Below are 24,563 nucleotides of genomic sequence, written 5' to 3' on the forward strand. Positions count from 1 at the left end.
GCCGAAGCAAGGATGACGCCCCGTTGCCGCTCTGCCCCGCACCCTGCTACGAGTAGGGAGATGGCCCGCTTAGTTGCCCCAAAGCAACATACAGACATAGGCCACAAGTAGGTATTCACACTGGATCGCCGTTTTTTGACCTGCTAGCGGCGCTGAATGTGTAGGACAAGCCTCGCTTTTAAATACAATTCGTTCTCATTCCTAACACCCATCCCCTGGCAAACCTCGCTGCGGCGCCCCTGACTGGCGCCGTTGTGCTGTGCCCGCCTCGTTTTTTGCTGCCTTCACCATGTCCGCATTCACCAGCACTTCGCGCAAGCCATCGGGCCCCCGTCCAGCCCTGAGCCAGATAACAGCAGCCGTCCTGATCAGCCTGGCGCCCGCTGCCAGCGTGTTGGCCCAAACGGCCGATGCTGCGGCTGCAGCGCCTGCCGATGACGAACCGGTGGCAGAAAGCACCTTGGAGACCATCCAGGTTTCCGGCGACCTGCTGGGCAGCGGCCTGCAAAACCAGCTCAAGACCTTTGCCGGTGCCCGCACCATTGTCGACAAGGAGGTGATCGAGAACAGCGGCGCCTCCAGCATTGGCGATGTGATGCGCCGCATTCCCGGCGTGCAGAGCAGCGACAACTCCGGCACCGCAGGCAGCGCGGTGTCGCTCAATATCGGCGTGCGCGGTTTGACCGGCCGCTACTCGCCCCGCTCCACCGTGCTGCTCGATGGCGTGCCGCTGGCCGTGGCGCCCTATGGCCAGCCCCAGCTGTCGTTTGCGCCGGTCAGCCTGGCCAATATCGAATCCATCGACGTGGTGCGCAGCGGCGGCGCGGTGCGCTATGGCCCGCAAAACGTGGGCGGCATCATCAACTTCAACACCCGCGCCATCCCCACCAGCAAGGACATTACCGGCGATGTGACCATGCGCTACAACGGCTTTGGCAAGGGCGGCGAGAACAACACGCTCTACAGCACCTTCCTGGGCTCGCAGCTGGACAACGGCCTGGGCTGGGCGCTGCTGTACTCGGGCATGACCGGCTCCGAATGGCGCAAGGACAGCGATGAGCGTTTGAACGATGTCGCGCTGAAGTTCCGCTATGCGCTGTCGGGCAGCTCCGAGGTCTACGGCAAGCTGTCTTACTACGATGTGCGCTCCAACACGCCTGGCGGCCTGACGGTGGCCCAGTACAACGCCAACCCCTTCCAGAACACCCGCCCCACCGACATGTGGGATGGCGAGCGCAAGGGCCTGGACCTGGGCTATATCAACACCTTGTCGGACACGCAGGAGTTCGAGATCCGTGCCTACTACAACGACAGCTCGCGCTCCAGCCGCCTGATCAATGCCGCGCAGACCCAGATCAACTACCAGCCGCGCAACTACCAGACCCTGGGCATCGAGCCCCGCTACACACAGCGTTTTGAACTTGGCAGCAGCACGCATGATGTGACCGTGGGCTACCGCTTCATCCGCGAGCGCGGTGACGACAACAGCAGCCTGCTGAACCTGTCCACCAATGTGATGGGCGCCACCACCTCGTTCGACAACGCCACCGATGCCCATGCCGGCTATATCGATGACCGCATCGCCATCGGCGCCTGGCGCATCACCCCGGGCGTGCGCTTTGAGCACATCCAATCCGAGCGCGATGACCGCAGCGGCGCGCAAAGCTTTGACACGCGCAACAACAAGTGGCTGCCCTCGGTCAGCGTGTCCTACCTGGTCAACCCGGCCCTCACGCTGTTTGCCAACTACACCACCTCGTTCGGCCCGGTGCAGAACATCCAGCTGAACTCGCAAACCGCCGCCAACCCGCTGCGCCCTGAAGTGGCCAAGACCAAGGAAATCGGCGCCCGCTGGCAAGACAAGCAGTGGCGCGCCGAGGCCACGGTGTTTGACCTGCGCTTTGACAACCAGATCCTGCAGACGCCGGGCGTTGTGCCCGTCACCTTTGCCAATATCGGCGCCACCAAGCACCAGGGCCTGGAGCTGGCACTGGAATACAGCTTTGACAAGGCCAGCGCACTGGCAGGCACCACCGTCTACGGCAACTACACCTACACCAAGGCGATCCAGAAATCCGGCACCACCGCTGGGCTGGATGTGCCCTTCTACGCCCGCAACACCGACACCGTCGGCGTGCGCTATGAGCGCGATGCCTGGGGCTTCAACCTGTCGAGCACGCACCAGAGCAAGCAGTACTCGGACCTAGCCAACACCGAGGCCGAATCGGCCAATGCCAATGTGGGCCGCATCCCCGGCTTCCGCCTGTGGAACGCCCAGGTCAGCTGGAAGGTGCCACAGTACAAGGGCAGCGAAATCATGGTCGGCGTGAACAACATCGCCGACCACCGCTACTACACCCGCAATGTCGACGGCAACCCCGGCCGCATGGTCGGCGCGCCGCGCACTTTCTACGTCCAGGGCCGCTACGCGTTCTGATCCACCCACACCCGGCCTCCGCTCAACAAGACCCGCAACACCTGATGCGGGTCTTTTTTGCCGATGGCCCCGCCTGTTTTGTGACCCTCTGATGACCCCCTCTCACACCACCGCCCGCTCCACCTCGTTCCACCCGCTGAGCTGCCTCAGCGCCATCGCATTGGCCATCGCCGCCTGGCCTGCAGCCGCGCAAACCACGCCCGATGCAGCAGCCACTCCGGCCGCTGAGGCCGTGTTGCCCCAGGTCATCGTGCAAGAGAAGGCGCAGGAAGTCGGCTACCAGCCCAAGCGCGCCACCACCGCCACCCGCAGCGATGCGGCGCTGCGCGATGTGCCCCAGGCCATTGCCGTGGTGCCCGCCCAGGTGCTGCAGGACCAGCAGGTGCGCTCCATCGATGAGGCGCTCTACAACGTCAGCGGCATCACCCAGGCCAACACCTTGGGCGGCACGCAGGATGCGGTGATCAAGCGCGGCTTTGGCTTCAACCGCGATGGCTCCATCCTGCGCGATGGCATCCGCACTGTGCTGGCCCGTAACCTCACCTTCACGACCGAGCGGGTCGAAGTGCTCAAGGGCCCCAGCTCGGTGCTCTACGGCACGATGGATCCGGGCGGCGTGATCAACATGGTCACCAAAAAGCCCCAGCTCAGCTTTGCCGGCCAGGTGGGCGCCTCGCTGTCCAGCTACGGCGGCGGCGGTGCCTCGGTCGATCTGACTGGCCCCCTCGGCGAGCAAGGCCTGGCCTACCGCTTCATCGCCGACACCAGCGATGTCGACTACTGGCGCAACTTTGGCAAGAACCGCCAGACCGTCATCGCCCCGTCGCTGGCCTGGTATGGGCGCGATACCTATGTGCGCATGTCCTATGAGCACACCGACTACGAGCAGCCCTTTGACCGGGGCACCGTGATCGACAGCCGCACCGGCCGCCCGGTGGCCACCGACCGCCGCGAGCGCTTGGACGAGGCCTACAACCGCACCCTGGGCGATTCGGACTTCTTCACCGTGCAGGCCCAGCACAGCCTGAATTCGCAGTGGAAGCTCAACGCCGCCTACAGCTACAACCGCAACCGCTATGACGACTACCAGGCCCGGCCGGTGTCGCTCAACCCCACCACCGGCATCCTCACCCGCCGCCCTGATGGCACGCGCGGCGCGCTCAGCCAGCAACATGTGGGCCAGATCAACCTGGAAGGCAAGCTGCAGGCGGGCGGCATGACGCACGAGATCCTGGCTGGCTTCGACGCCGAAGACAGCAATATCTTCCGCCGCGACATCATCCGGGGCAGCAACAGCGGCGGCTTCAATGTCTACGACCCGGTCTACGGCAACCTGCCCAATGCCACCAGCATCGACGAAGCGCAAAGCGCCCAGAGCGACAAGATCCGCCAGCAGGCACTGTTTGCGCAGGATTCGATCCGCCTGTCGCCGCAGTGGCTGCTTCAGCTGGCCGGGCGCTGGCAACACTACGACCAGATAGCCGGCAAGGGCCGGCCGTTTGTGGTGGGCAGCGAATCGGATGGCAGCAAGTTTGTGCCGCACGCCGGCCTGGTCTGGCAGCCCAGTAGCGAATGGTCCATCTACGGCAGCTACAGCGAATCCTTCAAGCCGCAAAGCAGCATTGGCAATGTCATTGGCACCTTGCCGCCCGAGACCGCCAAGGCCTGGGAGCTGGGCACCAAGTGGGAGTCGCCTGCCGGCATCACCGCCACCGCTGCGCTCTATGACATCCGCAAGCGCAACGTGGTGGTCAGCGAGACCATCGACGGCCAAAGCTATGCCCGCGCCGTCGGCGGTGCCCGCTCACGCGGCCTGGAGCTCGATGCCGCCGGCCGCCTGGGCAAGCAGTGGCAGCTGATTGGCACCTATGCCTACACCGATGCCGCCGTCACCGACGACCCGCAATACCAGGACAATCGCCTGGCCAATGTGGCCCGCCACACTGCCTCGCTCTTTGCCGCCTATGATTTTGCCGCCAGCAGCAGTGGCCGCTGGCGTGCCGGCGCCGGCCTGCGCCATGTGGGCCGCCGCGCCGGTGATGCCGCCAACAGCTTCAACAACGCCGGCTACACCGTGGCCGACAGCTTTGTGAGCTGGGAGCGCCCCTGGAGCGGCCGCGTCGTCAAGCTGCAGCTCAACGTCAAGAACCTGTTCGACAAGAACTATGTCAGCTCCTCGGGCAGCCCCATCTATGTGTCTCTCGGCGAGCGCCGCCAGGCCCTGCTGCGCGCGGTCGTCGACTTCTGATCCATCGCCGACAATCAGCAGCTATTGATAACAAAGACAGGCATGTGGAGTTTTAAAAATATCTGGTTCCAGATCCACTGGCTGATCGGCATCACCGCAGGCACGGTGCTGATCGTCATTGGCCTCACCGGCGCCACCTATTCTTTCCAGGACGAAGTGCTGGACTGGGCCAACCCCGGCACGGCCAGCGTGCCGGTGCAGCAAAGCCCGGTGCTGACGCCGCCACAACTGTTGGCGGCAGTGCGGGCCAGCGGTGAGCAGCGCCGTATCGACCGCATCACCCTGTATGCCGAGCCCGGGCGCAGCGCCCAGCTTGCCTTTGCGCCGGAGAAGGGCGAACGCCGGGGCCAGAGCGTCTACCTCAACCCCTATACCGGCGCGCAGCTGCCCGCCCAAAGCGGCCGGGAGTTTTTTGAATGGAACGAGCGCCTACACCGCTGGCTGCTGCTGCCCCGCGACGATGGCAAGCCAATAACCGGCAGCCTCTCGCTGTGCCTGCTGCTGCTGTCGCTGTCAGGCCTGTACCTGCGCTGGCCGGCCAAGCCGCTGTCCTGGCGCAGCTGGCTCACGTTCAATGTGCGGCGCAAGGGCCGGCCGTTTCTCTGGGGCCTGCACTCGGTCGCCGGCACCTGGGTGCTGGTGGTTTATGTGATGCTGACCCTCACCGGCATGTACTGGGCCTTTGATGCAGTGCGTGCACCGGTCGACCGCTGGATGGGCGCACCCTCCCGCGCAGCGGCCCGGGCCGAGCAATCGGCCGCGCAAGAAGCCGCCCGCAAGGCGCCGCCGCTGCAGATCGAGCCCGCGACGCTGGAGCCCGCCTGGCAAGGCTTTGCGCAGCTGGCCAGCCAGTGGCAGTTCGTGCAGATGCGTCTGCCCCAGCGCGCCGACCAGCCCGTGCAGTTCAGCTGGTGGGGCGCCGATGCCCCGCATGACCGGGCACGCAACCAGCTCAGCCTGAGCCTCGACGGCAGCGTGCAGCGCGACGACCGCTTTGCCGATCTGCCTGCCGGCCGCCGTGCGCTGGCTGCCATCTTCCCGCTGCACACCGGCACCTATTTTGGGATGACGGGCCGCATCATCGTCACCGTTGCGGCGCTGATGATGCCGCTGTTCGCCATCACCGGCTGGCTGCTCTACCTGGAGCGGCGCCGCAAATCCCGCGCCGCTGCCAAGGCCCAGCGCGCGCTGCTGGAGGGCGATGGCGCGCAACCCAGCCCCGCCACCGGTGCCAGCACCAGTGCCAGCATTGCCGTGGTTTACGCCAGCCAGGCAGGCCATGCCCAGCAACTGGCCGTGCGCACCGTCGCGCGCCTGCGCAGCGCCGGCCTGGCCGCGCAGCTGCTGCCAGCCGCCAATCTGGACATGGCCCAGCTGCAGCCGCAGCGCCAGCTGCTCTGGGTGGCCAGTACCTTTGGCGAAGGCCAGCCACCCGACAGCGCCCGCCGCCTGGCGCGCCTGCTGCAGCAGGCCGAAGGCACGCCATTGGCGCACCAGCGCTTTGGCATGCTGGCCCTGGGTGACCGCCAGTACAGCCAGTTCTGCGGCTTTGGCCTGGCGCTGGCGGCACAGCTGGAGCGCCTGGGCGCCCAGCCCGTGTTTGCGCCCATCACCATGGATGCCGAAGACGATAGTGCCTGGCAAGCCTGGCTGCAGGCGCTGGCCGCGCACTGGGGCGTGAACGCCGCGCCCGCCACTGCGGCAGACAATGCCGCGGCCAGCGTCGCCGATTCCGATGCGCCCGACGCCCTCTTCCTGCCCGCGCAGCTGCTCAGCCGCCACCACCTCAACCCCGGCAGCAGCGGCCAGCCGCTCTACCAGGTGGAGCTGGGCTTTGCGCCTGGGCAAGCGCTGCAGTGGCAGGCCGGTGGCCTGGTCGAGGTCAAGGCTGCACATGCGCCCGCCCAGGTCGATGCCTGGCTGCAGGCGCAGCAGCTCGATGGCAACGCCGCCGTGCAATGGCGCGGCAGCGCCAGCACTCTGCGCGATGCGCTCAGCGCCTCCGAGCTGCCCACGCTCTCGGCCCCTGCCACATCGGCCCAGGCCGTCGCCGATCAGCTGCATCCGCTGGCCCCGCGCAGCTACTCGCTGGCCTCCCTGCCGGCCGATGGCCGCATTCGCCTCTATGTGCGCCAAACCCTGCGCGAGCAGCCAGGCGCTGCGGCGCAGCTGGGCCTGGCCTCGGGCTGGCTCACCGCGCATGCGCCGCTGGGCAGCAGCATCGCACTGCGCCTGGTCGCCAACCCGGGCTTTGCGCCGCTGGCCGGCGATGCGCGGCCGGCCATCTTCATGGGCAACGGCTCGGGTTACGCCGGCCTGCGCGGCCACCTGCGCCACCGCATCGCCCAGGGCCAGTTTGACAACTGGCTGGTCTTTGGCGAACGCCGCCGCGCGCACGACTCCTATGCCGAAGACGAGGTCTGCGTTTGGCAGGCCCACGGCCAGATCGAGCGCGCCGACTACGCCTACTCGCGCGACGCCCGCGATGCCAGCCACCAGACGCCCGGCCAAGGCCCGCACCGCTATGTGCAAGATGCCCTGCGCGCCGCCGCCGAGCCGCTCCAGGCATGGCTGGCCCGTGGCGCCGTCATCTACGTCTGTGGCAGCTATGACGGCATGGCCACCGGCGTGGACCAGGCGCTGACCGAGCTGCTCGGCGAAGCAGGGCTGAACGCCTTGATCGACGAGGGGCGGTACCGGCGCGACGTGTATTGAGCCAGATACGGCAACAGACGCCCTGCGGTAAAGATCAAAAGGCGTGGGCCCTCAGGTCCACGCCTTTGTGCTTTGTGCGTACAGGTGCGTGCATGGCGCAGCGCCCACCACGGTGCTCAGGTCAACAGCGCCGCAAGACACGCATGGCTTGCGTTTTCAACTTGTCTCCCGGCCCGTGGTCCCCCAGGCGCCTTGCTCAGCCAGGTCTTCCAAAATGCCACGCAGCCCACGCGCCACTTCTCTGGTCGCCAAGGTAGAAGGCCGCTGCGTCGTCAGCTGCAAAGTCAGCCAACGCTCAATCGAAGGCTGGGTGATCACACTGGCCTGCAGCTGCCCGTTTTGCAGCTGCGGCACAACCGCATGAAACGGAATGATCGTGTAGCAGCCTCCGCTGGCCACCAGCTGGAGCTGCACTTGTATCGAGTTGGCCTCGATGACGGGGTTGAGCCGTATGCGCCTGCGGTTGGCCAGGGTTTCCAACGCAACGCGCAGCGCACTCGGTGCCGAAGGGAGCACCAGCGGCAGGCCGTCGAGGCTGTCAAACGGCAGGTGCGCGCTGCTGGTGAGCGGGTCGCCGTGGCCGGCAATCAAACAGGCATCCACAGGCGCCAGCAGGTCCTGGTTCTGGGGGATACCCTTGCCATAGTGAAACATCACGGCCACGTCGATCTTGCCTTGGTCCAGCCACTCTTCCAGCTGCCCGGTATAGCCCTCGTACAACGCCAGGCTGACCTGTGGAAAGCGAAACTTCACCTCGTGGTACAGCTGGCTCGCAATGACCATGGCCACCGTGGGCAGCAGGCCCAAGCGAACTTCGCCTGAGGGGATGCCCGCCATCGACTGCGCCTCCGCCCGCATGCCTTCGGCCTCGGCCAGTATGCGCTGCGCGCTGGGCACCAGGCGCCGCCCCAGCTCGCTGGGCACCACACCCCGTCCCGTGCGATGGAACAAACTCCCCGCACATTCACGCTCCAACTGCGCAATTTTCCGGCTGAGCAGCGAGGCACTGGTGTCCAGCACCGCAGCAGCCCGCGTCAGGCTGCCCTGCTCCAAAACCGTAAGAAAAAGTTTGAGTCCCTCCGTGTCCATCTGTCTCCCTCCTTTATGGCTGGATTCAAGCAGTTTCAGGTGTGCAAATTGTGCAAATCTGATTGACGTTTCATTGCGTTGCTCGCTCTGCGCTGTTGGTTAAGACTGCGTCTATCCATCTGACGCCAGATCCAGATATCTCTACCAAGCAGGGGACTCCATGAACACAGCCGCATCGCCCGCATCCGCTTTTGGCCTTCAGGGCAAAGTTGCCATCGTCACCGGCTGCGGCGGTGGTCTGGGCCAGGGCATTGCCCAGGGGCTCGCCCATGCCGGTTGCCATGTGGTCGGCGTTGACCTCAAAGAGACAACAGAGACGCAGCACCTGGTGGAAGCCGAAGGCCGGCAGTTTCTGGGGCTGAGCAACGACATCTCCCAGCTGCCCGAGATCGACGCCGTCATCGCGCAGGCGGTTCAGACCTTCGGCCACATCGATGTGCTGGTCAACAACGCCGGTGCCATCCGCCGGGGCGATGCGCTCAGCTTCTCGCAAGCCGACTGGGACGAGGTGATGGACCTCAACATCCGCACGGTGTTCTTCTTCTGCCAGGCCGCTGCCAAGCAATTCGTCGCGCAAAAGACCGGCGGCAAGATCATCAATATCGCCTCCATGCTGTCGTTCCAGGGCGGCATCAAGGTGCCGTCCTATACCGCATCCAAAAGCGCGGTAATGGGCCTGACACGCTTGCTCGCCAACGAATGGGCAGGCATGAACATCAATGTCAACGCCTTGGCGCCCGGCTACATGGCCACCCCGATGAGTGCCGACCTGCGCAGCGATGCCGCGCGCAACCAGGCCATCATCGAGCGCATTCCTGCGGGGCGCTGGGGCACCCCACAAGACATGGCGGGCCCGGCGGTCTTCCTCGCCTCCAGCGCGGCCGACTATGTGCAGGGCTACACCATCGCCGTCGATGGTGGCTGGCTCTCCCGCTAATCGGCGCTGCGCACAGCAAAGGCCCTGCATGCCCACACCAAAGCCGCTCCGCGCGTTGCCGCTCATCGTCGCCAGCATCATGGCCGTCAGTTGCTGGCCAGCGCTGGCCAGCGATTTCCCGGCGCGCCCGGTGCGCATCGTGGTACCGGTGCCCGCTGGCGGGCCGATGGACGCCATGGCACGCGCGCTGGCGACCGAGCTTGCCACCACCTGGAAGCAACAGGTGGTGGTGGACAACCGCCCCGGCGGCAACGAGATCATTGCGGCCAACCACGTAGCCAACGCAAGCGCAGATGGCCACACCCTGATGCTCGCCAGCGACTCCACGCTGTCGCTCAACCCACAGCTCTACATCAAGCTGTCCTATGACCCCGTCAACGGCTTCACGCCCATCGGCCGGGTGGCCGTATCGCACATGGTCCTGGTGGTGCCGCCCTCACTGGGCGTGCAGACCTTGGAAGCCTTCATCCAACACGCCAAGGCCCACCGGGGCGAGCTGGCCTATGGCTCTACCGGGCTGGGCAATATCACCCACCTGTCGATGGAGTGGTTGGCGCAGCAAGCAGGCATCCAGGTTCTCAACGCCCCGTACCAAGGGCTGGCGCCCGTCATCACCGCGCTGCTGGGCAACCAGGTACAGGCCGCATTCGGCGCCGTGTCGATACTCGCCCCCTATATCGACAACGGCAAGCTGGTGGCACTCGCAGTTTCCGGGCCCCAGCGCGCCCAGGCCCTGCCCCGGGTGCCCACGTTCCTGGAATCAGGCTTTGCCGATTTCGAAGCCAGTTTCTACATGGCCATCCTGGCGCCGGGCAAGTTGCCCGCGCAGGTCACAGACAAGATCAGCCAGGACATCCGGACCATCACCGCCAGGGGTGATTTCCAGCAGCAGCACATGGCGCCGTACGCGCTCAATGCGGTCAGCGAAACGCCAGCCCAGTTCAAGCACTACCTGCAGCAGGAGCGCGCTGTCGTGCGAAACAAGGTGAGGCTCTCGGGCGTGAAGCTGAACTGAGCCCACCCACCGATTACCCCACAACAACCAGGAGCAGCATGATCGATTTCCATGGAAAAACCGTTCTGATTACCGGCGCTGGCGGGGGCATTGGCGCAGCCACTGCCCAGCTCCTGCACCAAGCGGGCGCCCAGCTGGTGCTGACGGACCTGAGCGCAGAGATGCTCGAGCCCACACTGCAGGCCTTGGCAGAGCAAGGCGCATCCCCTGACCGCATCCTGGCCTTGCCGCTGGATGTCTGCGACGCCGAAGCATGCGCCTCCGTGCTGGCCCAGGCGGCGGCCCGCTTCTCCGATATCGACAGCGTCATCCACTGCGCCGGCATCTACATCTACCGCGAAGGCATGGTGGCCGACCTGAGCGCCGCGCAATGGCAGCGCATGCTGCGCGTCAACCTCGATGGCTGCTTCCATCTGTGCCAGGCCGCCATCCCCCACCTGCGGCCCAACAGCGCCATCGTCCTGGTGGCATCCGTTGCCGCCAGCCGTGGCAGCGCCATGCATGCCGGTTATGCCGCAGCCAAAAGCGGTGTCATCGGGCTGGCCAAAAGCCTGGCGTTGGAGCTGGCCCCTAGCACCCGCGTCAACGTCATCTCTCCCGGCTTGATCAACACCGCCATGGCCAGCGCCATGGTGGCGCACCGGGGCGATGCAGTCAAAGACGCCATCCCGCTGCAACGCTTTGGTGAGCCTGAAGAGGCCGCCTCGGTCATCGCCTTCCTCTGCTCCGGCATGGCCAGCTATGTGACAGGCGAAACCATCAACGTCAATGGCGGCATGTACATCGGCTAAATCGCCAGCCGCGCCGCCGCCTGCCCCTTGATCCAGTTGCTACCTACTCTGCTTTATTCCATGCCACTCCAACTCATTGGCTCCCATGCCAGCCCCTACACCCGCAAGGTCCGGGTGGTACTCGCTGAGAAGAACATCCCCTTTGAATTCACGATGGGCGACGTCATGGCGGAGGATTCCTTCATCTTCCAGTTCAACCCCCTAGGCAAGATCCCCTGCCTGGTGCTTGAAGACGGCACTCCGCTCTACGACTCTGCGGTGATCGTCGAGTACCTCGACGCCCTCTCCGACCGGTGCCCGCTCATTCCCGCGCATCCGCGCCTGCGCGCCGACGTTCGCTGCTGGGAGGCACTGGCCGATGGCGTTCTCGATGCCGGCATCCTCGTGCGCTGGGAGGCCCATGTCCGGGAGCCGCATTTGCGCGACGCCAGCTGGACCCTGCGGCAAAACACCAAGATCTCGCACGCGCTGGCGACCATGTCCGAGCAGCTGGGCGAGCAGCGCTTTTGCATGGGCGATGTCTTCACCCTGGCTGACATCGCCGTCGGCTCCACACTGGGCTGGCTGCTGTTCCGCTTCCCAGAGATGGACTGGCCCAGCCAGTTGCCCAACCTGGCATCGCTGCACCAGCGGCTGCTGCAGCGCACCTCGTTCTCCAACACCTTGCCCCGAGTCTGAAACATGCCCACTGTCCACCTCAACCAGAACCACATCCACTACGCGTTTGACGAGACAGCCGGCGCAGACAAGCCGGTACTCGTGCTCTCCAACTCGCTGGGCACCAGCATGTCCATGTGGGAGCCGCAACGCCCGCTCTTCGCCCACTACCGTGTGCTGCGCTATGACACCCGGGGCCACGGCGGCTCGTCCAGCGACCCGGGGCCTTACACGATGGCGCAACTGGGCCAGGATGTCATTGCGCTGATGGACCATCTCGGTATTGCGAAGGCCCATTTTTGCGGCCTGTCGATGGGCGGCATGGTCGGCATACACCTGGCCATCCACGCAGCCGATCGCTTTGACAAGCTGGTGCTGGCCAATACCAATGCCCATACCGCCTCGCCACAGTTTTGGCAAGCGCGCATCACCACCCTGCGTAGCGAGGGCGGCATTGCCAACATTGCCGATGGCGTGATGGCAAGGTTCTTCTCGCCCGAATTCACACTCTTGCATTCCGACACCGTCGCACGTTTCAAGGCCGACATGCTCGCCACTTCTCTCGCGGGCTACACCGCCTGCTGCGCCGCTATTCGAGACATGGATTTTCGCGCCGGCCTGCCAAACATTGCCAATCCCGTGCTGGTCATCGTTGGCAACAAGGACCAAGCCGCCCCACCAGAGCACGGCCAGTTCATCGCAAACCAGGTGCAAAGCGGCGCAGTCCTGGCGCTCGATGCAGCGCATATCTCCAACGTCGAAGCCGCCGACGCGTTCTCGCAGGCGGTGCAACGGTTTCTGGGCTGACGCGCATCGTTGCCCCCACCAAGAAAGGCAAACCCCTATGAGCCAATTTGCGTCCTATGCGGATAGGTATTCGATGATCAAGATGCGCCGCGAAGATGGCATCCTCGAGATGCGCTTCCACACCGATGAGGGCCCACTGCACTGGAGCCTGGAGCCCCATGCCCAGCTGGAACAGGCCTTTCTGGACGTAGGGCGCGACCCGGACAACGAAGTCATCATCCTCACCGGCACCGGTGATGTGTTCAGCGGCCCGCGCGTGGGCGCCGAAGGCCACAACCACAAACGCAAACCTGTCACCCCTACCGAGTGGTACCCGATCGGCTGGGAAGGCAAGCACCTGCAGATGAACCTGCTCAACATCGAGGTTCCCGTCATCAGTGCCATCAACGGGCCCGCCTACCGCCATGCCGAGATCCCGCTGCTGAGCGACATCACCATTGCCTCGGACACTGCTGCGTTCCAGGACTCGGCCCACTTCACTGCGGGCCTGCTGCCCGGCGATGGTGTGCATGTCGTCTTTCCCCACCTGATGGGGGCCAACCGAGGGCGCTATTTTCTGCTGACCGGGCAGACGCTGAATGCCGAGCAGGCACTGGCCTGGGGCCTCGTCAATGAGGTTGTCGCGCCGCAGCAGGTCTTGCCGCGCGCCTGGGAGCACGCCCGCCTGCTGATGCAGCAAACCCCGTTGCTGCGGCGGCATGCCCGCGTGCTGCTGACGCATGGCCTGAAAAAAAAGATGCACGACCTGCTGGCCTATGGCCTGGCCCTGGAAGGCTTTGCCGCATCACAGCAAAAAACTGCCTAGCCTGCAGGCCCAGCGTGCTTTCTACAACGGCACGTTGAACCTGGCACCCATGCAGGCCCTCCACCAAGGCCCCGCTGGTCCCCGTTCTGCCAACGGCACTGCCCTTTCACCACGGTCCACTGCAAGCCCTATGCCACTCCCCGCTACCACCGCCAAAGTCATCCATCCCGGCCCCACCACGCTTGCCTACTTCGACGAAGGCAGTGGCCCGGCGCTGGTTCTGCTGCCATCAGTCGGGCGCGGCCCGGCTGATTTCGACCAGTTGACCCGCCTGCTGGTCGCACAGGGTTTGCGCATCATTCGCCCGCTGCCGCGCGGCATTGGCGCTAGCCAGGGGCCCATGCAGGGGCTCACCCTGCATGACCTGGCTGCCGACGTCGCAGCGGTGATCGAGGCCGAGGACCTGGCACCTGTGGCGGTGGCGGGCCATGCCTTTGGCAACTTTGTCGCCCGCACCCTGGCCACTGACCGGCCCGAGCTGGTGCGGGGTGTCGCCCTGGTTGCCGCCTCCACCGGCAAAACCCCCGATGGTGGCTCCCCGTTCGATCCTGAAGTGCTGCGCTCGGTCTACGCTTGCGGCGACCTGTCGTTGCCCAGGGCGCAGCGCCTCGAACACCTCCAGCATGCGTTTTTTGCGCCAGGCCATGACCCATCAGCATGGCTGGAAGGCTGGCACCCCCAGACCAAGGCCATGCAGCGAGAAGCGGAGACCGCCACACCGGTCGATGACTTCTTTGCCTGCGGCAGCGCACCCATTCTGGATCTGCAGGCCGCGCAGGACACCGTTGCGCCGCGCCACCTAGCGCAGTTTCTCCGGCAAAGCCTGGGTGAGCGGGTGACCATCCAAGTCATAGACAACGCCGGCCATGCACTGGTGCCCGAGCAACCCGAGCAGGTCTGCCAGGCACTCGCAGTCTGGGTGAAACGCTTGCACTGACACCACCGCACCGACCAGTCACACCCCAAGGAGACAACCGCATGAAAGCCATCACCACACTGATTCTCAGCGCTGCATTGGCAACCGGGGCCGGTGCCGCCCCGCCGCAGCATTGGCCCATCAAGCCCGTCAAACTGGTGGTGTCGCAGCCCCCTGGCGGCACGATGGACATCGTCTCGCGCCAGGTCGCAGACCAGCTGGGCAAGGTGCTGGGCCAACCCGTCGTGGTCGACAACAAGCCGGGCGCAAACGGCATCATTGCCACACAGCAGGTGGCTCGCGCAGCGGCTGATGGTTACACGCTGATCATGGGCTCGGGCGTCACCCACACCATCAACCCCTACCTGTATCCCAGGGTGGGCTACGACCCGGTCAAGGATTTCACGCCCATCGCCAATCTGGTGAGCGCGCCCAACGTGATTGCCGTCAACGCCCGCGTGCCTGCCACCCATCTCCAGGCCTTGATCGATGCAGCCAAAGCCAAGCCCGGCGTACTGAACTACGCCTCACCCGGTGTCGGCGGCACCGGCCAGCTGACGATGGAATTGCTCAAGGCATCGGCAGGCATCGATATCACCCACATCCCCTACCCCGGCATTGCAGCGTCGGTGCAAGACACCATCGCCGGCCGCACCGAAATGGTGGCACTGCCGCCCGCCGCGTTGCTGGCGCATTTTCAGTCGGGGGCGCTGCGGCCCCTGGCCGTCACCAGCCCGCGCCGCACGCGCCTGCTGCCCGACGTGCCCACCGTGGCAGAGTCCGGCTTCAAAGGCTTTGAAGGCGTCGCCTGGTTCGGCATCCTGGGCCCCGCCGACCTACCGCCAGACGTTGTCAGAACCCTGAGGCTCAGCCTGCGCAAGGTGATGGAGATGCCTGCGATGCGCGAGCGCCTGGCATCGCAGGGCCTGGACATCACCTACTCGGAGGGCGCCGCCTTTGCCGACTATATGCAAATGGATGCAGACCGCTGGAAAGAAGTCATCCGCCTGTCTGGCGCCAAGGTCGAATAGGCAGCGGCTGGGGCGACCAGTTCACCCGCGCCGTCAAAGTCACATTGCGCGCAGCGCTATACCAGCAAACGCTGGTGCAGGCCGACAGATAGCGCTTGTTGACCAGGTTCATCGCGTTCAGTGCAAACCGCAACGGCAGGTACTGCAGGTACTGCTGGTACGGGAAGTACACCACGGCATCCACAAGCTGCAGCGGGCCCGCGCGTGCGGCCATGAGCGCTCAACCATGATCTGACGCTAAGCTTGCGTTCTGCCGCATGTGCACTTCTACGAGAACCAGACGAATGTCCGACCTGAGCCTATTCGATACCTATCTCCAACGCTGGGGTGCACAGGCCGCTGGCCGGCCCTTTGTCACCCCTTCCAGCCATCTCCTACCCGTCATGCTTTGCGGTGAGCGGCAAGGCCTGCCGGGGATGATCAAGATCACACAAGACCCTGACGAGCGCATCGGTGGTCAAGTATTGCAATGGTGGCATGGCGCTGGTGCGGCCCGCGTTTATGCCTCCGATCCAGATTCTGGAGCGCTGCTGATGGAGCGGGCAACGGGCTCCAAGCATCTGCTGCGCATGGCGTTAGAAGGGGAAGATGACGCAGCGACAGCCTGTATCTGCCTCACCCTTGATCAACTGCATTCAAGCCGACCCGCTGCACCGCCGCCTGCCAACCTGCTGCCGCTGGCAGATTTCTTCAGATCGCTGGCGCCTATGGCCCAGCGGGAAGGCGGCCTGATGGCGGAATGCGCAATGGTGGCCCATAGGCTGCTGTGTGATCAGCGTGAGCAGGTTGTCCTTCATGGCGATGCACACCACAGCAATATCCTGGATTTTGATCAGCGTGGATGGCTTGCGATAGATCCCAAACGCGTCAGTGGGGAACGTTATTACGACTACGTCAATGTTCTGTGCAACCCTGACCTGGAAACTTGCACCGACCCCATTCGCTTTGCCAGGCAGTTGGCTGTCGTTGTCGAAGTCGCGGGGCTGGAGCGTCAGCGTTTGCTCAGTTGGGTCATGGCCCATGCCGCTTTGTCTGCTGCCTGGTTTCTGGAGGACGGACTGCGAGCCCCAGCCAACAAAGAACTTGAAGTGGCGTATCTCGCCCAACAGGCGCTCGCTTCATGATTTCATCTTCAGTCCTCCAGCGGGCTGCTTTCTGAACGCGCTGGAACACATCTTCAGTCGCTGAACCCGATCTGTAGACCGCGCCCAATGGCCCCCGTTGTGCAGGCCAACCCGCTGCAGGAATGGACCCAGCCCCCAAGCCCTGCGCCCGGCTCCCGAGCTATGGCAGCGCGCCAGCAAGCCATCGACGTCGCACCGGCCCCCACCATACGCAAGTGCTCAGCCCTCACGTTCGCCCGAGTTCCCACGGCTCATCTGGCGGGTCAACTGGTCGATCTTGGCATCAATCAACGACAGCCGTGCTCTTGCATGCACATCGTCTTTGCTCGCTTGCATCAAAAGCTCGGCGCCTTCCGCCTTCAACGCCTTCAAGTAGGAGTTCGGCGTTCCATCCTCTTCAGCAGAATCTGACATGCTTGTCTCCCGAATCACTTGATCAGAAATGCTAACGGGCTTGCAACAAAATACAAGCATTACGCGCACTAAAAATAAGTTAAATCAATAACTTATTTCAATTCCGATTGCTCGACAATCGCGGCCGTTTGTCGGATCCGCATCACTTGCTTGCGCAACAATCTGAGGGCGCCGAGCGCAGTTCTGTAGGCATCTGCTTGCAATGACATTCAGGCCATTCCGGCCCCTGCAGCTATCTACAAGGTGGAGCATGTCCCTACGCGTGGCATCCCGAGCCATGTACACAGGAGACCTTCCATGTCCGACGACAAAACCCAACCCGGTGGCCAGGACCGCACTCGCATCAACGTGAACGAAGACTACGAATTGCGAGACTGGTCAAAGAAGTTCAACGTCAGCCCCGACCAGCTGAAGGCAGCAGTGAAGGCGGTGGGAACCAATGCTTTGGCGGTTGAGCAGCACCTCAAGCAGTCCAAAAATCCCTGACAACTGGAGCTACGCAATGACCCAAGCAAAGGAATATGAATCGCCCGCCGCCGAGGCGAGCGACATCGAGCAGCAACATGGCCATGGTGGCAATATGCGCGATGCTGGCCCAGGCGCAGAGCTTCCCCCAAACCAGGCAGACGACCCACTCGGAAGTAGCGGACACATCAAGCGTTTGGAAGAGGTTGCACCGGATGCGTTGAATGAGCAATCAGGCAGCCCTGGTGCGGATATGGATCGGCAAATGGGGCATCCCGATAACGCTTAAGCCCATGGTGGACGATGGGCTCAGTAATTTGAACTGCAGGAACCAGTCCTGGGGCAAGCAATCAGCCTAGCCCCCAATACTGTCCGTTGAGCAACTAAGCGCCTCCCATTGCGCCAACTCTGCCTGCATGACGCTCAACTTGCCCCGCACCAGCTTCAGCGCATCACTGCCCAGCACCAGGTGTGCGGGCGGGCGCTCCACGGCGGTGGCAATGCGCAGCATCACGGCGGCGGCCTTGGCCGGGTCGCCTAGCTGCTTGCCGCTGGTGGCTTGGCGGCGTGCTCGCACCGGGTCAAACAGCATGTCATAGTCGCTGATGCTGCGGGGGGCGCGCACCATCGAGCGCCCAGCCCAGTCCGTCCGGAATGAGCCCGGAGCGACGGCGGTCACATCGATACCCAGCGCTGCCACCTCCTTGCCCAGCGCTTCAGAGATCCCTTCCAGCGCAAACTTGCTGCCGCAGTAGTACGCAATACCCGGCATGGTGATAAACCCGCCCATTGACGTGATGTTGAGAATACGCCCCCGGCGGCGGGTACGCATAAAAGGGAGAAAGGCCTTGATGACAGCCACTGCGCCGAAGACATTGACGTCAAACTGCCGGCGCATATCCTCCAGCGGGCTCTCTTCCAGGATGCCTTCGTAGCCGTAGCCGGCGTTGTTGACGAGGACGTCCACCGGCCCGATTGCCATTTCCACGTCCTCGGCCACCTGCTCGACCGCCGCGTGGTCGCTGACATCCAGCTGCCGCGCTATCGCCTGGCTAGGGTGCAGGGCCTGGAATGCCTGCGCGTCTTCCGCGCTGCGCACGGTGCCGATGACGCGGTGCCCTGCTGCCAGCGCCGCCTGGGAAAGCGCCCGGCCAAAGCCGCTGCTGACGCCGGTGATAAAGAAAGTTTTAGGGGGTGAGTCGCGCATGCTTGCTCCTGAAGGTACGAGGCCAAATGGTAGGCAAGCACGCGGCATTCAGAAATGGCGTACGCTATCCGGTCATTGCCTATTCCTACACGACGATGACTTCCAACCCCAGGCACCGCATGGCCGCCCTGTTGTCCAATTTAGCGATCAATGAGGGCTATACCCTGAGCCCCCTGCCCGGCGTGCGCTGGTTGCGCAGCAACCGGCCGCTGGACGTTACGCCGGTGCTGTACGAGCCGGGCATCGTCATCGTCTGCCAGGGGCGCAAGCGCGGTTGGCTGGGCGACCAGGAGTTTGTCTATGACGAGCAGCATGTGCTGGCCGTCGCCGTGCCCGTGCCCTTTGTCATGCAGACCGAAGCCAGCGCTGAGCGCCCCTTGCTGGCCATCTACCTGCGCCTGGATATGCAGCTGGCTGCCGACATCGCCATCCGGGTGGACGAACAGCTGCCCCATGCCACGCCGACCACGCCGATCAGGTCGATCAGGCCTTCCAGCCTGGTGTCCTCCAAGATGGATGCGCCCCTCGCCGACGCAGTCACCCGCTTCTTGCAGGCCATGTCCCACCCGCTGGAAGCCCAGGTTCTCGGCCCCTCCATCTTGCGAGAGATCTACTTCCGTGTGCTGACCGGTGAGCAAGGCGAAACCCTGCGTGCCTCGCTCGCCGCGCAGGGCCGCTTCGGGCAAATTGGCCGCGCCATTCAGCGCATCCATCGCGAACACGCCAGCCCGCTGACCGTGGCAATGCTGGCAAACGAAGCGGGCTTGGGTGCAGCGGCCTTCCACAACCACTTCAAGGCCGTGACCCGCGTATCGCCAATGCAGTACCTCAAGTCCATCCGCCTGCACCAAGGGCGGCTGCTGATGATGCGGCGCGGTATGACCGCTGCTGCTGCGGCATCGGCTGTGGGTTACGAGAGCCCCTCCCAGTTCAGCCGGGAGTTCAAGCGCCTGTTCGGCCTTCCACCGCAGGCGGAGGTCGAGCGCATCAAGCATGCATTCGCACTGCCGCCGCTACCGGAGGGGCCTTTTGTGACCTCCCACTAGCCAACATGCATGGACGAGCGGCAGCCAGAAAGTAGGCCAGATGCGGCAGGTTCCCGCTTGCGTCCGGGCGCGCCACAGATTGTTGCTTTGCGTCTTCAGGTCACCGCAACTCAGCAGTTCTGGGCAGCTATCGAGGCACCGGGGGGCAAGGCGGCCCACAAGCCGCTGAATGGCGCGATGCAATAACGCAAATGAATCGCATTATCCATAGATTGACTGCTATTTACATATAATAAGAACCATTCTCATTTATTTCCCTCCCCAATACCATGCAGCCAGGCACCGGCATCCCGCCCTCACCCTCCGTCGATCCGGTGCAGGCCCTGTACGAGGCGCACCACAGCTGGCTGGTGGCCCGGTTGCGGCGCAAGCTGGGCTGCGCCTGGGATGCGGCGGATCTGGCGCAGAACACCTTTGTGCGCGTGCTGGGCACCCAGCGCCAGCAACTGCAAGAGCTGCTGGAGCCGCGCGCCTACCTCACCACGATTGCGCAGCGCCTGCTGTCCAACCACCTGCGGCGCCGGCAGATCGAGCGCGCCTACCTGGATGCGCTGGCCTTGCTGCCCGAGCCCGTGGCCCCGCCACCCGATGCGCAGCTGATGGTGCTGGAGACCCTGGTGGCGATTGACCGCTTGCTGGGCGGCCTGCCAGTCGTTGCCCGCAAGGCCTTTTTGCTGTGGCGGCTGGAGGATTTGACGCAGGAAGAAATTGCCCAGCAGCTGGGCATATCGCGCACCAGCGTGCGCCGCCACCTGGCCGCTGCGGCAGAGCGCTGCTATTTTGCGGACCAGGCCTGAGATGGCCGCTCCCGACTACCGGCCCGGCGCGCTGCCGCTGGGCGCACAGGCCATGCCCACCCCCATACCCACTTCAGCGCCAACCACCATCCCCCCAGCCGTGGCCCAGGCCGCCGTGCGCTGGCTGCTGGATCTGGAGCCGGGCGACAGCAGCAGCGCCCGCCGCAAGCGCCAGCAATGGCAAAGCTGGCTGGATGCCGACCCGCTGCACGCCCAGGCCTGGCAGCGCATTGCGCAGGTCGATGGCCAGTTGCGCGGCATGCCCACGGCGGTGGCGGTGCAGACCTTGGCATCGCCCGCCTTGTCGCGCCGCCATGCGGTGCGCCTGGCCGTGATGATGGGTGCCGGCGCCGGCGGCTTGCTGGCCTTGGGCAACAGCCCGCTGGGCCAGCAGGCCTGGCTCAGCGCCAGCGCTGATCTGTCCACCGCCACCGGCGAGCAACAGCGCACGGTGCTGGCCGATGGCACGCGCCTGCTGCTCAATACCGCGACTGCGGTGGACCTGCGCTACAGCAGCAGCGAGCGCCTGATCGTGCTGCGCGCCGGCGAGATCCAGATCGAAAGCGCGGCCGACCCCAGCCCCGATCCTGTTACCGGCCAGCCCCGCCCTTTGCGCGTGCGCAGCAGCCAAGGCTGGGCGCGCGCCATTGGCACCCGCTTTACCGTGCGCCAGTATGCGGACGACACCTTGGTGCAGGTGCAAGAGGGCCAAGTAGAGCTGCAACTGCGCCACGACATGAGCCAGACCCTGCGCCTGGCTGCCGGCCAGCAAGGCCGCATCGCCGCCCAGCAACTGCTGCGCGAGGCCGCCGCCCCCGCTGCCGACCTGGCCTGGACCCAGGGCATGCTGGTGGCCGACGATATGCGCCTGGGCGACTTTATTGTCGAACTGGCCCGCTACCGCCCCGGCCGCCTGCACTGCACGCCTGATGCCGCAGCGCTGCGCGTATCGGGCAGCTACCCCTTGGCGGATACCGACAAGGTGCTGGCAGCACTCAGCCGTGCCTTGCCGGTACGCATCAGCAGCCGCACGCGTTGGTGGGTGACGGTAGAGAAAAGTTAGGGACCCTCTTCCATCGCGCATTCCAAAAAAAGATGGCCAATTGGCCCAACCCGCGTGTCAAGCCCTGCAGACGTGCCGCAAAACCATTGCGGCGCGCTGCAACCAGCTTGTACCAACCGGGACTCTCCGCATGCTCCGCTCTCGCTTTTCTGCCCCCGCCACGCCCCGTGGCACCGCGCTCTCTGCCCATCTGCTGTGCCTTGGCATTGCCACCTGCGCCAGCTTGGCCGCATTGCCGCACGGCGCGCAGGCCCAGCCTTCTGTTAGCGCATCCTCCAGCGCTCCAGCCGCCCGCAGCTACTCCAGCCCCGCCGGCCCACTGGCCGCAGCACTCAACCGCCTGGGGCAAGAATCGGGCACCTTGATCTCCTTCGCGCCCGATACCGTTGCCGGCCTGCAAAGCCCCGGCGTGCAAGGCGCTGCTGATGTGGGCCAGGCGCTTAGCAGCCTGCTGGCCGGCTTGCCGCTGCAGGCCCAGCGCGATGCCAGTGGCAGCTATGTGGTGCGCCGTGTGGCACAGGCCGCAGCACCGGCCGCAGTGGCCGCAAGCGCTGCAGAAGGTGCACCCAGCATCACACTGCCCGAGCTGCGCGTCACCGCCCAGGCCGAGCGCAGCGCTACCACCGAAGGCACCGGCAACTACACCATCCGCAGCACGGCGGCGGCCACCGGCCTGCAGCTGTCACCGCGCGAAACGCCGCAATCCGTCAGCGTGCTCACGCGCCAGCAGATCGAGGACCAAGGCATCACCAGCCTGGGCGAGGCCGCGCGCCACATCACCGGCATCTCGGCCATCAGCTCCGACAGCGACCGCACCGATCTGGACGCGCGCGGCTTCTACATCGACAACTACCAGTACGACGGCGTGCCCACCTATGTCGCCAATGATTTTTTTGGCGCTTCGATGCTCGACCCGATCCTGTATGACCGCATCGAGGTGGTGCGCGGCGCCACCGGCCTGATGACGGGCGCCGGCAACCCCGGCGCCTCCGTCAACCTGGTGCGCAAACGCGCCAGCAGCAAAACCTTTACCGGCTCGGCCACGGTCAGCCTGGGCTCCTGGAACGAGCGCCGCGCCACCCTGGACCTGAGCACCCCCTTGACCGACGACGGCCGCATCCGCGCCCGCGTGGCCGCCATGGCCGATGCGCGCGACTCGCACCTCGACCGCTACCACACCCGCAACCGCGCACTGTTGGCCACGGTCGAAGCCGATCTGACCCCCGACACCACCGCCTGGATCGGGCTGGAACACCAGGCCAAACGCCCCACCGGCGTTACCTGGGGGGGACTGCCCATGGTCTACCAGGATGGCAGTGCCACGCACTGGCCGCGCTCCTTCAGCATTGGCGCCGATTGGACCGAATGGAACACCACCAGCAACACCACCTATGCCGGGCTGGAGCACCGCTTTGACAATGGCTGGTCCATCAAGGCCAACGCCAGCCGGCTCGATGCGGACTACACCTCCAAACTCTTCTACCTGCTGAACGAGCCCGACAAAAACACCGGCCTGGGCCTGGGCCCCTACCCCAACTACTCGCGCCAAAGCTTTGCGCAAAACAGCGGCAGCCTGCAGGCCACCGGGCCGTTTGATCTGCTGGGCCGCAAGCATGAGGCCGTTGTGGGCCTCACCGGCAGCCAGTCCAACTACGCCTATGGCAACCATGCCTACAAGGCCACGCCGGTGGGCAATATCTTTGAGTGGGATGGCTCCTACCCCGAGCCGGTCTGGGGCGCCTTCCGCCCGCTGGGCGACGACCGCACGCGCCAGACCGCCGTCTATGGCGCGCTGCGCCTGTCGCTGGCCGATGACCTCAAGCTCATCATCGGCGGGCGCGAAACCCGCTGGCAAAGCCAGAGCCTGACGGAGACGCGCAAGCACAACGTCTTCACGCCTTACGCCGGCCTGCTGTATGACCTCAACCCCACCTACACGGTCTACGCCAGCTACACCGACATCTTCCAGCCGCAGAACTACCAAGACACGCAGGGCCGCTACCTGGACCCTGTCACCGGCAAGTCGTACGAGGCCGGCATCAAGGCCGCTTACCTGGATGGCAAGGTCAACGCCTCGCTGGCGGTGTTCCGCATCGCCCAGGACAATGTCGCCGTGCAAGACGGCGACAACATGATTAGCGGCACCGGCAACCCGGCCTACCGGGGCGAGAAAGGCGTCACCAGCAAGGGCTTTGAGGCGGAGGTATCGGGCGAGCTGGCCCGGGGCTGGCAGCTGATTGCCGGCTTTGCCCGGGCCGATGCCCGCGCGGCCGACGACTCGCGCCTGCAATCGCAGCGCCCCAACAACATGGCCCACCTCTACACCACCTACCGCCTGCCGGGCAACTGGAGCGCGCTCAAGGTCGGCGGCGGCCTCACCTGGCGCGGCGGCACCTACGCCACCACTACGACCTCGACCGATGTGCAAGCACGCCGGGACCAGGGCTCCATCACCCTGGCCAGCCTGATGGCCAACTACGACATCTCGCGCCAGCTGTCCGTGCAGCTCAATGTCAGCAACCTGTTTGATAAGACCTATTTCGACTTTGCTGGCAGCCAGATTTATTACGGCGCGCCGCGCAAGTTCACGTTGATGGCGAAGTACGAGTTTTAAAGTATTTACGACAACAAAACAGCCCGCTGAGAAATTCAGCGGGCTGTTTTTTATTGGGCTCGTCGCGGCGGCTCAGCCGCATCCAACAGATGCACTTTGACGTGACCATACAGCGCATTACCATTCAAGCCCTGTTTTTACGCATCGCTATTTACGCCATTATCCAACTGTGGTCGCCAATTTTTACCAGACCTTGCGTATGCGGCTCCCATTCAGCGCCCCCTCCTACATGCAACCACTACCGATACTGCGTTTTGACCGCGATATTGCATAGCATTCCCAACACACTCATCATAATCATCAAGCTATATTGACTATTTATAATCATCATACATTACTTAATTATAAATACGCAATCACCCATTGATAAAGTAGTTTTTAGCAA

22 protein-coding genes are annotated in these 24,563 nt (G+C 64.4%); 18 read left to right on the top strand and 4 right to left on the bottom strand.

Annotated elements, in window-relative coordinates; all coding sequences use genetic code 11:
- Positions 1-289: 289 nt before the first annotated feature.
- From LPW39_RS02935 to LPW39_RS02945, 3 genes are all read left to right on the top strand, one after another.
- A complete protein-coding gene (locus tag LPW39_RS02935; RefSeq protein WP_230771189.1) occupies positions 290-2,437 on the top strand; it encodes a TonB-dependent receptor family protein in 2,148 nt (715 codons plus the stop codon).
- A gap of 91 nt (positions 2,438-2,528) precedes the next feature.
- Complete coding sequence (locus LPW39_RS02940) at positions 2,529-4,685, top strand: TonB-dependent siderophore receptor (protein ID WP_230771191.1); 2,157 nt, start codon at positions 2,529-2,531, stop codon at positions 4,683-4,685.
- 42 nt (positions 4,686-4,727) lie between these two features.
- On the top strand, positions 4,728-7,400 hold the full coding sequence (locus LPW39_RS02945; RefSeq protein ID WP_230771192.1) for a PepSY domain-containing protein: 2,673 nt from the start codon (positions 4,728-4,730) through the stop codon (positions 7,398-7,400).
- 156 nt (positions 7,401-7,556) lie between these two features.
- On the opposite strand, the gene LPW39_RS02950 is transcribed toward LPW39_RS02945, so the two are convergent.
- Positions 7,557-8,489, bottom strand: coding sequence for a LysR family transcriptional regulator (locus tag LPW39_RS02950; RefSeq protein ID WP_230771194.1), 933 nt, complete (start codon positions 8,487-8,489; stop codon positions 7,557-7,559).
- A gap of 160 nt (positions 8,490-8,649) precedes the next feature.
- Between LPW39_RS02950 and kduD the strand changes: the two genes are divergently transcribed.
- The 8 genes from kduD (at position 8,650) to LPW39_RS02990 (ending at position 15,448) form a co-directional block, all read left to right on the top strand.
- Positions 8,650-9,426 (top strand): 2-dehydro-3-deoxy-D-gluconate 5-dehydrogenase KduD, encoded by a 777-nt coding sequence (kduD, locus tag LPW39_RS02955; RefSeq protein ID WP_230771196.1) that lies wholly within the window; start codon positions 8,650-8,652, stop codon positions 9,424-9,426.
- Positions 9,427-9,454: 28 nt separating this feature from the next.
- Positions 9,455-10,441, top strand: coding sequence for a Bug family tripartite tricarboxylate transporter substrate binding protein (locus LPW39_RS02960; RefSeq protein ID WP_230771198.1), 987 nt, complete (start codon positions 9,455-9,457; stop codon positions 10,439-10,441).
- 38 nt (positions 10,442-10,479) lie between these two features.
- Complete coding sequence (locus LPW39_RS02965) at positions 10,480-11,232, top strand: SDR family NAD(P)-dependent oxidoreductase (RefSeq protein ID WP_230771200.1); 753 nt, start codon at positions 10,480-10,482, stop codon at positions 11,230-11,232.
- Positions 11,233-11,292: 60 nt separating this feature from the next.
- Positions 11,293-11,910 (top strand): glutathione S-transferase N-terminal domain-containing protein, encoded by a 618-nt coding sequence (locus LPW39_RS02970; protein WP_230771202.1) that lies wholly within the window; start codon positions 11,293-11,295, stop codon positions 11,908-11,910.
- Between the two features lie 3 nt (positions 11,911-11,913).
- Positions 11,914-12,696, top strand: coding sequence for a 3-oxoadipate enol-lactonase (pcaD, locus tag LPW39_RS02975; RefSeq protein WP_230771204.1), 783 nt, complete (start codon positions 11,914-11,916; stop codon positions 12,694-12,696).
- Between the two features lie 37 nt (positions 12,697-12,733).
- Entirely contained in the window at positions 12,734-13,501 is a 768-nt protein-coding gene (locus LPW39_RS02980) for an enoyl-CoA hydratase/isomerase family protein (protein WP_230771206.1), read from the top strand.
- Positions 13,502-13,631: 130 nt separating this feature from the next.
- Positions 13,632-14,438 (top strand): alpha/beta fold hydrolase, encoded by an 807-nt coding sequence (locus LPW39_RS02985; RefSeq protein ID WP_230771208.1) that lies wholly within the window; start codon positions 13,632-13,634, stop codon positions 14,436-14,438.
- Between the two features lie 41 nt (positions 14,439-14,479).
- On the top strand, positions 14,480-15,448 hold the full coding sequence (locus LPW39_RS02990) for a Bug family tripartite tricarboxylate transporter substrate binding protein (protein ID WP_230771209.1): 969 nt from the start codon (positions 14,480-14,482) through the stop codon (positions 15,446-15,448).
- Here the strand turns inward: LPW39_RS02990 and LPW39_RS02995 are convergent.
- Positions 15,417-15,662, bottom strand: coding sequence for a hypothetical protein (locus tag LPW39_RS02995; RefSeq protein ID WP_230771211.1), 246 nt, complete (start codon positions 15,660-15,662; stop codon positions 15,417-15,419). The genes LPW39_RS02990 and LPW39_RS02995 overlap by 32 nt on opposite strands.
- A gap of 70 nt (positions 15,663-15,732) precedes the next feature.
- Between LPW39_RS02995 and LPW39_RS03000 the strand changes: the two genes are divergently transcribed.
- On the top strand, positions 15,733-16,572 hold the full coding sequence (locus LPW39_RS03000) for an aminoglycoside phosphotransferase family protein (RefSeq protein ID WP_230771213.1): 840 nt from the start codon (positions 15,733-15,735) through the stop codon (positions 16,570-16,572).
- A 219-nt stretch (positions 16,573-16,791) separates the two neighbouring features.
- Here the strand turns inward: LPW39_RS03000 and LPW39_RS03005 are convergent, their stop codons facing one another.
- Positions 16,792-16,986, bottom strand: coding sequence for a hypothetical protein (locus LPW39_RS03005; RefSeq protein WP_230771214.1), 195 nt, complete (start codon positions 16,984-16,986; stop codon positions 16,792-16,794).
- Positions 16,987-17,283: 297 nt separating this feature from the next.
- On the opposite strand from LPW39_RS03005, the gene LPW39_RS03010 reads away from it, so the two are divergent.
- Positions 17,284-17,472 carry a DUF3606 domain-containing protein gene (locus LPW39_RS03010; protein WP_230771216.1) on the top strand — a complete coding sequence of 63 codons (189 nt, stop codon included), beginning with the start codon at positions 17,284-17,286 and terminating at the stop codon, positions 17,470-17,472.
- 16 nt (positions 17,473-17,488) lie between these two features.
- The gene (locus tag LPW39_RS03015; RefSeq protein WP_230771218.1) at positions 17,489-17,740 is read left to right on the top strand and encodes a hypothetical protein; all 252 of its coding nucleotides are present in this window, start codon (positions 17,489-17,491) and stop codon (positions 17,738-17,740) included.
- A gap of 66 nt (positions 17,741-17,806) precedes the next feature.
- Here LPW39_RS03015 and LPW39_RS03020 read toward each other — a convergent pair whose 3' ends face one another.
- Positions 17,807-18,658 (bottom strand): oxidoreductase, encoded by an 852-nt coding sequence (locus tag LPW39_RS03020; protein ID WP_230771220.1) that lies wholly within the window; start codon positions 18,656-18,658, stop codon positions 17,807-17,809.
- Positions 18,659-18,777: 119 nt separating this feature from the next.
- Between LPW39_RS03020 and LPW39_RS03025 the strand changes: the two genes are divergently transcribed.
- The 4 genes from LPW39_RS03025 to LPW39_RS03040 all read left to right on the top strand — a co-directional run bounded on the left by LPW39_RS03025 (position 18,778) and on the right by LPW39_RS03040 (position 24,178).
- Positions 18,778-19,704: an AraC family transcriptional regulator gene (locus LPW39_RS03025; RefSeq protein WP_230772872.1), complete on the top strand. Its 927-nt coding sequence runs from the start codon at positions 18,778-18,780 to the stop codon at positions 19,702-19,704.
- A gap of 269 nt (positions 19,705-19,973) precedes the next feature.
- Complete coding sequence (locus LPW39_RS03030; protein WP_230771222.1) at positions 19,974-20,501, top strand: sigma-70 family RNA polymerase sigma factor; 528 nt, start codon at positions 19,974-19,976, stop codon at positions 20,499-20,501.
- A 1-nt stretch (position 20,502) separates the two neighbouring features.
- Positions 20,503-21,564: a FecR domain-containing protein gene (locus LPW39_RS03035; protein WP_230771223.1), complete on the top strand. Its 1,062-nt coding sequence runs from the start codon at positions 20,503-20,505 to the stop codon at positions 21,562-21,564.
- A gap of 130 nt (positions 21,565-21,694) precedes the next feature.
- Positions 21,695-24,178: a TonB-dependent siderophore receptor gene (locus tag LPW39_RS03040; RefSeq protein WP_230771225.1), complete on the top strand. Its 2,484-nt coding sequence runs from the start codon at positions 21,695-21,697 to the stop codon at positions 24,176-24,178.
- The last annotated feature ends 385 nt before the right edge of the window (positions 24,179-24,563 follow it).

This window comes from Comamonas koreensis, from assembly GCF_021026195.1.
Classification (GTDB): domain Bacteria; phylum Pseudomonadota; class Gammaproteobacteria; order Burkholderiales; family Burkholderiaceae_C; genus Comamonas; species Comamonas koreensis.